Annotated in this window: 9 protein-coding genes; 7 read left to right on the top strand and 2 right to left on the bottom strand. The window is 63.6% G+C overall.

The window, feature by feature from the left end; translation table 11 throughout:
* The first annotated feature begins 120 nt into the window (after positions 1-120).
* The 5 genes from mmsA to ABHM97_RS11530 all read left to right on the top strand — a co-directional run bounded on the left by mmsA (position 121) and on the right by ABHM97_RS11530 (position 5,905).
* Positions 121-1,650, top strand: a complete 1,530-nt coding sequence (gene mmsA, locus ABHM97_RS11550; protein ID WP_235521356.1) for a multiple monosaccharide ABC transporter ATP-binding protein — start codon at positions 121-123, stop codon at positions 1,648-1,650.
* A gap of 5 nt (positions 1,651-1,655) precedes the next feature.
* Positions 1,656-2,939, top strand: coding sequence for a multiple monosaccharide ABC transporter permease (mmsB, locus tag ABHM97_RS11545; RefSeq protein WP_349470760.1), 1,284 nt, complete (start codon positions 1,656-1,658; stop codon positions 2,937-2,939).
* A gap of 127 nt (positions 2,940-3,066) precedes the next feature.
* Positions 3,067-4,098: a LacI family DNA-binding transcriptional regulator gene (locus tag ABHM97_RS11540; protein WP_349470772.1), complete on the top strand. Its 1,032-nt coding sequence runs from the start codon at positions 3,067-3,069 to the stop codon at positions 4,096-4,098.
* A 5-nt stretch (positions 4,099-4,103) separates the two neighbouring features.
* Positions 4,104-4,676 (top strand): orotate phosphoribosyltransferase, encoded by a 573-nt coding sequence (pyrE, locus tag ABHM97_RS11535; RefSeq protein ID WP_159735654.1) that lies wholly within the window; start codon positions 4,104-4,106, stop codon positions 4,674-4,676.
* Positions 4,677-4,780: 104 nt separating this feature from the next.
* Positions 4,781-5,905 (top strand): thioesterase domain-containing protein, encoded by a 1,125-nt coding sequence (locus ABHM97_RS11530; protein ID WP_349470759.1) that lies wholly within the window; start codon positions 4,781-4,783, stop codon positions 5,903-5,905.
* 3 nt (positions 5,906-5,908) lie between these two features.
* Here ABHM97_RS11530 and ABHM97_RS11525 read toward each other — a convergent pair whose 3' ends face one another.
* Both ABHM97_RS11525 and ABHM97_RS11520 read right to left on the bottom strand, forming a co-directional pair.
* Positions 5,909-6,670, bottom strand: a complete 762-nt coding sequence (locus tag ABHM97_RS11525; RefSeq protein ID WP_349470758.1) for a tyrosine-protein phosphatase — start codon at positions 6,668-6,670, stop codon at positions 5,909-5,911.
* A 15-nt stretch (positions 6,671-6,685) separates the two neighbouring features.
* Positions 6,686-7,516, bottom strand: coding sequence for an HAD-IIA family hydrolase (locus ABHM97_RS11520; RefSeq protein ID WP_349470757.1), 831 nt, complete (start codon positions 7,514-7,516; stop codon positions 6,686-6,688).
* 304 nt (positions 7,517-7,820) lie between these two features.
* On the opposite strand from ABHM97_RS11520, the gene ABHM97_RS11515 reads away from it, so the two are divergent.
* Positions 7,821-8,996 (top strand): hypothetical protein, encoded by a 1,176-nt coding sequence (locus ABHM97_RS11515; protein ID WP_349470756.1) that lies wholly within the window; start codon positions 7,821-7,823, stop codon positions 8,994-8,996.
* Between the two features lie 41 nt (positions 8,997-9,037).
* A complete protein-coding gene (locus tag ABHM97_RS11510; RefSeq protein ID WP_374198961.1) occupies positions 9,038-9,736 on the top strand; it encodes a TrmH family RNA methyltransferase in 699 nt (232 codons plus the stop codon).
* Positions 9,737-9,744: the final 8 nt, after the last annotated feature.

Genomic DNA, 9,744 nt, shown 5'->3' with positions numbered 1-9,744 from the left:
CCCCCCCCCCCCCCCCCCCCCCCCCCCCCCCCCCCCCCCCCCCCCCCCCCCCCACGCCTCCTCCAGAGCCTGTCGAGTCCTCGGCCCGGCCAAGTTTCAACCAGTCAGCGGGAATTGACGATGAACGTACCCATTCTTCAAATGCGAGGAATCACCAAGACTTTCCCCGGGGTGAAAGCCCTTCAGGACGTCACCCTGGACGTCAACAGAGGTGAAGTCCACGCCATCTGCGGTGAGAACGGCGCCGGGAAGTCCACCCTCATGAAAGTCCTGTCCGGCGTTTACGCCCACAACACTTTCGACGGCGACATCCTCTTCGAGAACGAACCCTGCGAATTCTCCAGCATCACGGACAGCGAGAAGCGCGGCATCGTGATCATCCACCAGGAGCTGGCTTTGAGCCCGTACCTGTCCATCGCAGAGAACATCTACCTCGGCAACGAGCTGGCCAACAACGGCTGGGTGGACTGGCGGAAAACGAACCTGGAAGCCGCAAAGCTACTGGCCCGGGTGGGCCTCAGCGAAAACCCGGTCACCCCCATCCAACACATCAGTGTCGGCAAGCAGCAGCTGGTTGAAATTGCCAAGGCGCTCTCCAAAGAGGTGAAGCTCCTTATCCTTGACGAGCCCACGGCGGCCCTGAACGATGAAGACTCGGACCACCTGCTGGACCTGATCCTGCACCTCAAGGGCCAGGGCGTCACCAGCATCATCATCAGCCACAAACTCAACGAGATCCGCAAAGTGGCAGACGCCGTCACCATCATCCGCGACGGCAAGTCGATCGAAACGCTGCGGCTCGACCAGGGCCAGATCACCCAGGAACGCATCATCCGCGGCATGGTGGGCCGTGACCTTGAAAGCCTGTACCCGGACCGGACTCCCACCATCGGTGAGGAAGTCCTCCGCATTGAAGACTGGACCGTCCAGCACCCACAGGACCACTCCCGCATGGTGGTCAACAACGCCAACCTCAATGTCCGCAAGGGCGAGGTTGTTGGCCTGGCAGGACTCATGGGAGCTGGCCGGACCGAGCTGGCCATGAGCGTCTTCGGCCGAACCTATGGCCGCGCTGTTTCAGGCAAGGTCTACAAATACGGCAAGGAAATCAACACTTCCACTGTGTCCGACGCCATCGATAACGGGATCGCCTACGCCACCGAGGACCGGAAGCACTACGGCTTGAACCTGATCGAGGACATCAAGCGGAACATCTCCATGGCATCGCTGGGCAAGCTGGCCAAACGAGGCTGGGTGGACGGCAACAAGGAAACCACGGTAGCCAACCAGTACCGGAAGAGCATGAACATCAAAGCACCTTCGGTTGCGGCCATCACGGGCAAGCTCTCGGGCGGCAACCAGCAGAAGGTGGTGCTGAGCAAATGGATGTTCTCGGACCCGGACGTCCTGATCCTGGACGAACCCACCCGCGGCATCGACGTGGGCGCCAAGTTCGAGATCTACACGATCATCGCCCAGCTCGCTGCGGCTGGGAAAGCCGTCATCGTGATCTCATCTGAGCTTCCGGAGCTCCTGGGCATCTGCGACAGGATCTACACACTGTCGGCAGGCCACATCACCGGCGAGGTCCCCATCGCCGAAGCCACCCAGGAAACCCTCATGCACTACATGACCAAAGAGAAGGAATAGCGAACATGTCCGCCCTACGAGAATCCCTTGGCTTCCTTACAAGCCGCCTCCGCCAGGTTGGCATCTTCGTCGCCCTGATCCTCATCGTCATCCTCTTCCAGGTCCTGACCAACGGCATCCTGCTGGAACCGCAAAATGTCACCAACCTGGTAGTACAGAACAGCTACATCCTGATCCTCGCCATCGGCATGGTCATGGTGATCATCGCAGGCCACATCGACCTTTCCGTTGGTTCCATTGCCGGCTTCATCGGTGCCGTTGCCGGCGTGATGATCGTGCACTGGGGCTGGGCGTGGTGGCTTGCCATCCCCGCTTGCCTCCTGGTGGGTGCACTGGTGGGAGCATGGCAGGGTTACTGGATCGCCTACGTGGGCATCCCGGCCTTCATCGTCACGCTTGCAGGCATGCTGATCTTCCGCGGCCTGACCCTGATCACCCTGAAGAACCAGCAGATCACCCCGTTCCCCAGCGAACTGCGCGCCTTGGGCGGTGGCTTCCTCCCGGACATTTCCGGCGGCACGTCCGTCCTTGAATGGCTGACGGTCATCCTGGGTGTTGGCGGCACCGCAGCCATCCTGTTCCAGGCCCTGAAGGAACGTCGCGTGCGCCGCAAGTTCAACCTCGAGAATGAGCCGATGGCCTGGTTCGCCGTCAAGAACGGGTTCATCGCAGTGCTGATGCTCATCATCACCTTCCTGCTGGCCAGCTACCGTGGAACCCCGGTTGTCCTGATTGTCCTGGCCGTCCTGGTGATCCTCTACTCGGCGCTGATGAACAACAGCATTTTCGGCCGGCACACCTACGCAATCGGTGGCAACCTGCACGCTGCTGAACTCTCCGGCATCAAAACCAAGAAGGTCACCTTCCGCCTGTTCGTCAACATGGGCGTCCTGGCAGCACTGGCCGGCCTGGTCTTCACCGCACGCCTGAACTCGGCACAGCCAGCAGGCGGCACCGGCTTCGAGCTCGACTCCATCGCAGCTGCCTTCATCGGTGGCGCTGCGGTCCAGGGCGGTATTGGTACGGTGGCCGGCGCCATGATCGGTGGCCTGATCATGGGCGTCCTCAACAACGGCATGTCCATCCTGGGCCTTGGCACGGATTACCAGCAGCTCATCAAGGGCCTGGTGCTCCTGCTCGCCGTCGGCTTCGACATCTTCAACAAGAACCGGACCGGGGCCGGGGGAGGCTCCGGCATGGCCCGCCGCTTCAAATGGAAGACCACACCGCCGGCCACCGAAGCCGCTCCGGCGGCCAAGGCCGAACCGGTCGGCGTCGACGCCAAATAGGCGCAGCATCCAGGTGGCCCGCGTTGCGTTCCGTGACAACTGAACGCAACGCGGGCCGTTCCTGCCCCTTCAACGCAGAAGCGAGGTGCGGATGTCTTCACATGCATCGCACGGCCGACCTCCCGTGATGGGCGACGTTGCCAGGATGGCCGGTGTCTCGCACCAAACCGTCTCCCGGGTCCTGAACAACCACCCGAACGTCAGCAGCAAAACCAAGGAGCGCGTGGAAACCGCCATCGAGCACCTTGGCTACCGCCGCAACACCGCCGCACGCAGCCTGGTGACCCGACGGTCCCGGACCATCGGAGTCTTGGCCTGCGAAACGGGCCAGTTCGGGCCAGCGAACACCCTCCTCGGAGTCGAGCAGGCCGGCAGGGAAGCGGGCTACTTCGTCAGCATCGCCAACCTCCGCGAAGTGACCAGCGAGAGCATCAACGACGCAATCGCACACTTCCGCAACCAAGCGGTGGACGGCATGGTCATCCTGGTCCCGCACCCCGACGTCCTCGCAGTCATGCGCGACGTTTCCGTGCCCGTCCCGATCGTCGCGGCCGGTTCCGGCGCGGGAACCGAGTTGGCTGGTGCTTCCCTGGATCAGCGCATGGGTGCCCGCCTCGCCGTCGAACATCTGATCGGGCTGGGGCATCGGCGTATTGCGCACATCTCCGGACCGCCCCACTGGATCGATGCCGCCGAGCGCATCAAAGGATGGCAGGAAGCCCTGGGGAATGCCGGCCTGGATGCCGACGTGCTCCTCCAAGGCGGATGGGACGCCGCCTCGGGCTACCGCGCAGGCCTGGCCCTGGTGGAACACCGCACCGTTACTGCCGTGTTCGTCGCCAACGACCAGATGGCGGTGGGTGTCCTCCGCGCAGTCCAGGAAGCCGGACTCCAGGTCCCCGGCGATATCAGTGTGGTGGGCTACGACGACCAGCCCGAGGCGGAGTACTTCATACCACCCCTCACCACCGTCAAGCAGGACTTCGAAGAACTCGGCAGGCGATGCATGGAAGCTGTGCTGGAACAGCTCGGCGGCCAAAGCGGCAGCGAAGCGCAAATCCTCAACCCCCGGCTGGTAGTCCGCTCCACCACGGCTGCCCCCACCCCAGACACGGAGCCGGGCCCCGACGACGGCCCCGCTCCGTCCCCACTAAACTAGGACCCATGACTTCCACGCCTGACACTGCCGCTGCCCGTGCCCGCCTTCTTGAACTCATCAAAGAGCTGGCGGTTGTCCGCGGCAAAGTGATCCTTTCCAGCGGAAAGGAAGCCGACTACTACATCGACCTGCGCCGCATCACCCTCCACCACGAAGCCTCCAAGCTGGTGGGACAGGTCATGTTGGCAATGATCGACGACGCCGGCGTTTCAGTTGAGTGCGCTGGCGGGCTCACCATGGGTGCCGACCCCGTCGGTACCGCCGTCATGCACGCCGCCGCAGACGCCGGCCGCGCAGTGGACGCCTTCGTTGTCCGCAAGGCACAGAAGTCCTACGGCATGGGTCGCCAGGTGGAAGGCCCCTCGGTGGAGGGACGCAACGTTGTTGTCCTCGAAGACACCTCCACCACGGGCGGGTCCGCGCTGACCGCCGTCGAAGGTGTCCGCAAAGCAGGCGGCAACGTCGTGGCCGTCGCCGTTATTGTGGACCGCAACACCGGTGCCAAGGAGAAAATCGAAGCCGAAACCGGCGTCCCGTACCTCTTCGCTTTCGGCAAGGACGAGCTCGGCCTCGACTAAAGAATATTGGTGCGGCCGATGCCTTTGTAGGGGCATCTTAAGGGCATTGGCTGTCCACAATCCACGGGGCTGCAAGGCGGCCCCGCGAAGCCTATGCTTGCTGCGTGGACGTTCAAGTAGGGAAGCTCCCGGCGCCGCCGGAGGTGAACGAAGACCTCCCGACGCCGGTGGCTCCGCAGCCGGAGAAAGTCGAGGATCCGGGCTCCTGGGCCCGGATCCTGCCTTACGCTGCCAGGCTCAAGAAGACGTCCCGGCGAAACTTCCTTGTGACGGCCGGGGTGTCCGCCGCGCTCGCCGGGGACATGCTTTTTACCCGCCATGTGCAGGCTGAGCGCCGCGCCACCAAAATCCTCCGCGTCCCCGATTCCTACTCGGACCTGTATTTTCCCAAGGCCAGCTGGATTCTCTTCCCTGGGTACAAGACCAGCTGGGAAGAGGCACAATGGATCCTCAACTCGCTCCGCCCGGCACTGCACCAACGCGGCCGGCTCGCGGCGATCGGGTACTCAAACCTTGGACTGGACGTGGACGAGATCGTTCGCGAACTCATCCTCCATGTCCGCGAACTCGGTCTGGAGAAGCTGTACTTCTATGGCCACAGTTTCGGCGGTATGCTCGCCACCCAGGTTGCCGCCCGGCTGCTGGAGCTCCACGGTGTGGAAACCCAACTGATCGTTCTTGACTCGAGCCCGTTCAGCCGTGCCGACGTGCTGGACCAGAGTTGGTTCGACGGCGTGGTGTTCCTTTACGAGAATGGTTTCCGCATTCCGTCAGTCCTGCGGGGTGGCTACGAACTGGGGGAACGCGTGGCCCACAAGGATGAACGGACCTGGCGGCAGATCCTGGACCAAACCATGGAACAGTTGTCGCCGATCGCCCCGTCCAGCGTTCTCATCCAGACGGAGTCGGCCTATATTTACCACTTTGACGGGCTGCGGTTCGCGGGCAAGATCGGAGGAACCCGGATGGCTTTCCTGGGCAACTCCGACGACGGCACCGTGAACTACGAGACGGCGCGTGCTGGCTGGAGCAAAGTGTTCGGAGCCAACATGGCACTGCCCACGCTCAGCACCGAGGGTGCACGGCCCGCGCACGCCAGCCCGCAATGGAACGGCGGGCTTTACCGGCCGTTGCTGGAAAAAGTCCAGAACGAACTCGATCCGCTGCCCCCGGAACCCGAGATACCGTCCTACAAGGAACCGAACGGCAAAGTCGTCAGGCCCGCCTAGCCGTTAGCGGCCGTCCCTGAGCGCCTGAACCTCGACCTGGGTGAGGCCCGCCTGTTCCAGGAAACGGTGGACATCTCCGTGCTCGTGCGTGAAGCCCGCGAGGAAATGCCGCATCGCGGCTTCCGGGCTCTGCAGGATCATGAGGTCCGGGCTGAAATAACTGGAGGGTGTCGAGGGCACGCTCAGACGCCAGGTTTCGGCCATGACTTCCAGGACCCCGGGAAGGTTGGCGGTGGTTGCCGTGTAGTCCGCCACCACCTGGTCCTCGGTGCCGCCCGTTGCGAGGAGCCCAATGGCCGCCACCACTCCTGTCCTGTCCTTACCCAACGAGCAATGCACCAGGGTGCGCTTGCCGCGGGCTACCGGCCGCAGGGCGTCCGCTACCCACTCCGGCCGCGACCGGACCCAGCCCAGATACAACTCCCCAAGGTCCTCGGCCGTTTCAACAGCCTGCAGCGATCCGGCCACGGCATTGGGGTCCAGTGGATTGTTGATGAGCTCGACGTCGGGCGGGACGACGGCGGCAAGCCCACCGCCGTCGTCGGGCCCGGCCACGTCCGGCGACGTGATGCTGCCCGAAGCAGTTCCGACATCACCCACCAGCCATGGAACCAAGGAGCGCTCAAGCTCACTGCGTAGGTCCACTATGGCTTGGATGCCGTGCGCCGCAAGGAAACCCGACGTTGCAGCGGCATCCAGCCCGAACGGCTGGCTCCCCCTGAGTATCCGGCCTCCGGCCAAAGGACGCAGGTTGAGCACAGCCATTGTTGTTGTCCTTACTTAGATTTGGCTCTTGAGATCGGCCACGGAGCTCAGGATCTGGTTGGGCCGGAACGGGAAGGACACTATTTCTTCCCGCTGCGTGATGCCGCTGAGGACCAGGACCGTGTGAAGGCCCGCTTCCATGCCCGCAACGATGTCCGTGTCCATGCGGTCACCGATCATTGCGGTTGTCTCAGAGTGTGCGTCGATCTGGTTCATCGCCGAGCGGAACATCATGGGGTTGGGCTTGCCCACAATGTACGGTTCACGCCCGGTGGCTTTGGTGATCATCGCCGCGATGGCACCCGTTGCCGGCATGGGGCCGTCCTTGGAGGGGCCCGTAGCGTCCGGGTTGGTCGCAATGAAGCGGGCACCGGCCAGGATGTGGCGAACAGCCATGGTGATCGCTTCGAAGGAGTAGGTGCGGGTCTCGCCGAGGACCACGAAATCGGGATCGGTATCGGTGAGGATGAACCCGGCCTCATGAAGCGCGGTAGTAAGGCCGGCCTCGCCGATGGTGTACGCGCGATTGCCTGAGTCGGACGACTGGACCTGGTCCTTGAGGAACTGGGCTGTGGCCAAGGCCGATGTCCAGATGTTTTCCTCCGGCACTTCCAGCCCCGACGCCCGGAGGCGGGCTGCGAGGTCGCGCGGGGTGAAGATGGAGTTGTTGGTCAGGACCAGGAACCGCTTGGAGGTATCGACCCAGCGCTGGATGAGTTCAGCTGCGCCGGGAATCGCCTGGTTCTCATGGACCAGGACACCATCCATGTCCGTGAGCCAGCATTCGATCTCATGACCGTTCCGGTAAACCGACGTGGACGTGTGGGGCGTGGATTCTTCTGCCATATTTGCCTCCAGCTGGGGTTGTTCCTGCACTGCGTCCCAGTCTTCCATCAATCCGGCAGACAGACATCCCGGGTTGCCGCGTATGTGGATAGTTCTACCCATGTGGAAAAGGGCCTTGACTTGTGCCGCGCGCCCACGACTGAACTACGCTTGGGTGCGGCGCAGGCGTGCTGCCACCGTGGGTCGGGGGATCGACACGGCGGATCCAGGATGCCGCCAGCGCTACAGCAGGTCCCCGTTTACCGCATTGTCCATCGGTTCCCAGTACACAGCCGGTGTCCCACAGCATCTGAAAGGGCCAGCCATGAGCAACGACAACGGGGCACCCCAGCCTCCCTACAACCCCAACGGTGTCCCGCAGCCGCGCTACGGATCGGGCCAGGAGCCCTACCGCCAGTACCAGCCGGGGCAAACCCAGCCGATCTACCAGCCGGAAGAACAGCAGCCGGGCCAGCCGCAGCAGCCACCGACCCAGGCTTTCCCCACGCAGCAGTACCCAGCGCAGCCGGGCAACCCCACGCAGCAGTACCCAGCGCAGCCGGGCAACCCCGCACAGCAGTACCCCGCACAGCCCGGATACCCAGGGCAGCCGGGCAACCCCGGCGGACCCCACCAAGGCCCTGGCGACCACAACAAGAAGTCCCTGTTCCTCATCCTCGGCGGGGTCGCCGTCGTCGTTATCATCGCCCTGGTGGTTGCCTTCACGTGGCTCATTCCATCGATGACCAAGCCGGTCGCGGAGAACACTCCGGCGCCCTCGGTAACCTCATCCGACGAGGCCTCGGAAGCGGCGGCCGAGCCGTCCGCGGAAGCTGAGCCGTCCGGTGACGCGTCGGCGTCCACCGACATGCCTGCCGGTGCCATCCCGCTGCCCGCAGTGTGGGAGCAGCTCGCCGGACCTTTGAACGTCCCGGCCGACGGCGATCCGCTGTTCAGCAAATGGGTCACTGGCGAATCCTCCTTCCAATACCTGGCCGAATGGACGCACGACGAATCTTTCGGCATCACCAAGGACCCCACCACCGGTGAAGAGATCCAGAAGAGGGCCCAAGGCACCGTGGAGACCGATGCCGACGGAATCGCGCTCGCCTACGCGTTCTTCGCGGAGTCGGAGGAAGGCAAGTTCGGGAAGAACCCTGAGGACGTCAAGAAGGCAATCAAGGACATCGAAGCCCGCTACAAGAACATGACCGCCACGGAGTTGCCGCAGAACCTGGTGGGCCACAAGTGCGCGTCAGACTTCAAGACCAGCATGCCGGAGGCGCGCGAGTTCCGCCGAGGCGCCGCAGTCGTGGTGGGCTTCACCTGCAACAACGCCCGCGGCGAAGCGATCCAGGCCGTGAACCTGTTTTCGGTGACCCCTTGGGGCACCCCGCAGATGCTGGGTGTCAGCGGACACAAGGAATATTGGGACGCCCACCCGGGACTGTTCGAGCAGCTGGCCAACTCGTACCGCATCAACAAGTGGAAGATGGGCTAGGTCCGGCCAGGCACCAACACGGGCAGGGCTAAAGTTGAGGGGTGACTGACCTTCCCCCCAACACTGCCCTGCCCGCCCCTGCCGAGGACCTGACCGGGACGACGCATGACGGCGAGGCAGAAGCGAAACCCGAGGTCGGCGTCGGGCCTTGGGAAGGTGAGCTGCCCGAAGGTGAGCACTGGGACCCGGACCTTTTGAGGGACGGCGACCGCCGCAACGTGGTGGACCAGTACCGTTACTGGAAGCACGAGGCAATCGTGACCGACCTCGATTCCAAGCGCCACGAATTCCACATCGCCATTGAGAACTGGCAGCACGACCTCAACATCGGCACCGTGGTGCGGACCGCCAACGCGTTCCTCGCCAAAGAGGTCCACATCATCGGACGACGGCGGTGGAACCGCCGCGGGGCCATGGTCACCGATCGCTACCAGCACGTCCGCCACCACCCCACCGTTGAGGATTTTGTCCAGTGGGCTGAGGGGGAGGGGCTGGCGGTGATCGGCATCGACATCTTCCCGGATTCCGTGCCGCTGGAAACCTACGACCTCCCAAAGAAGTGTGTCCTGGTGTTCGGACAAGAGGGCCCAGGCCTCACCCCCGAGGTGCACGACGCCGCCGTCGCAACCCTGTCCATTGAGCAGTTCGGGTCCACACGTTCCATGAATGCGGCGTCGGCCGCGGCGATCGCCATGCACGCCTGGGTCCGCCGGCACGTTTTCCAGCAGCCCGTGTCCTGACCAACTCG

This window comes from Paenarthrobacter sp. CAP02, from assembly GCF_040137855.1.
Classification (GTDB): Bacteria; Actinomycetota; Actinomycetes; order Actinomycetales; family Micrococcaceae; genus Arthrobacter.
This window is presented reverse-complemented; position numbering and strand designations above follow the sequence as displayed.

Excerpts from the sequence above, each read along its gene's own strand:
- mmsA (WP_235521356.1), top strand. The coding sequence starts at position 121 with ATGAACGTACCCATTCTTCAAATGCGAGGAATCACCAAGACTTTCCCC.
- mmsB (WP_349470760.1), top strand. The coding sequence starts at position 1,656 with ATGTCCGCCCTACGAGAATCCCTTGGCTTCCTTACAAGCCGCCTCCGC.
- ABHM97_RS11540 (WP_349470772.1), top strand. The coding sequence starts at position 3,067 with ATGGGCGACGTTGCCAGGATGGCCGGTGTCTCGCACCAAACCGTCTCC.
- pyrE (WP_159735654.1), top strand. The coding sequence starts at position 4,104 with ATGACTTCCACGCCTGACACTGCCGCTGCCCGTGCCCGCCTTCTTGAA.
- ABHM97_RS11525 (WP_349470758.1), bottom strand. The coding sequence starts at position 6,670 with ATGGCTGTGCTCAACCTGCGTCCTTTGGCCGGAGGCCGGATACTCAGG.
- ABHM97_RS11520 (WP_349470757.1), bottom strand. The coding sequence starts at position 7,516 with ATGGCAGAAGAATCCACGCCCCACACGTCCACGTCGGTTTACCGGAAC.
- ABHM97_RS11515 (WP_349470756.1), top strand. The coding sequence starts at position 7,821 with ATGAGCAACGACAACGGGGCACCCCAGCCTCCCTACAACCCCAACGGT.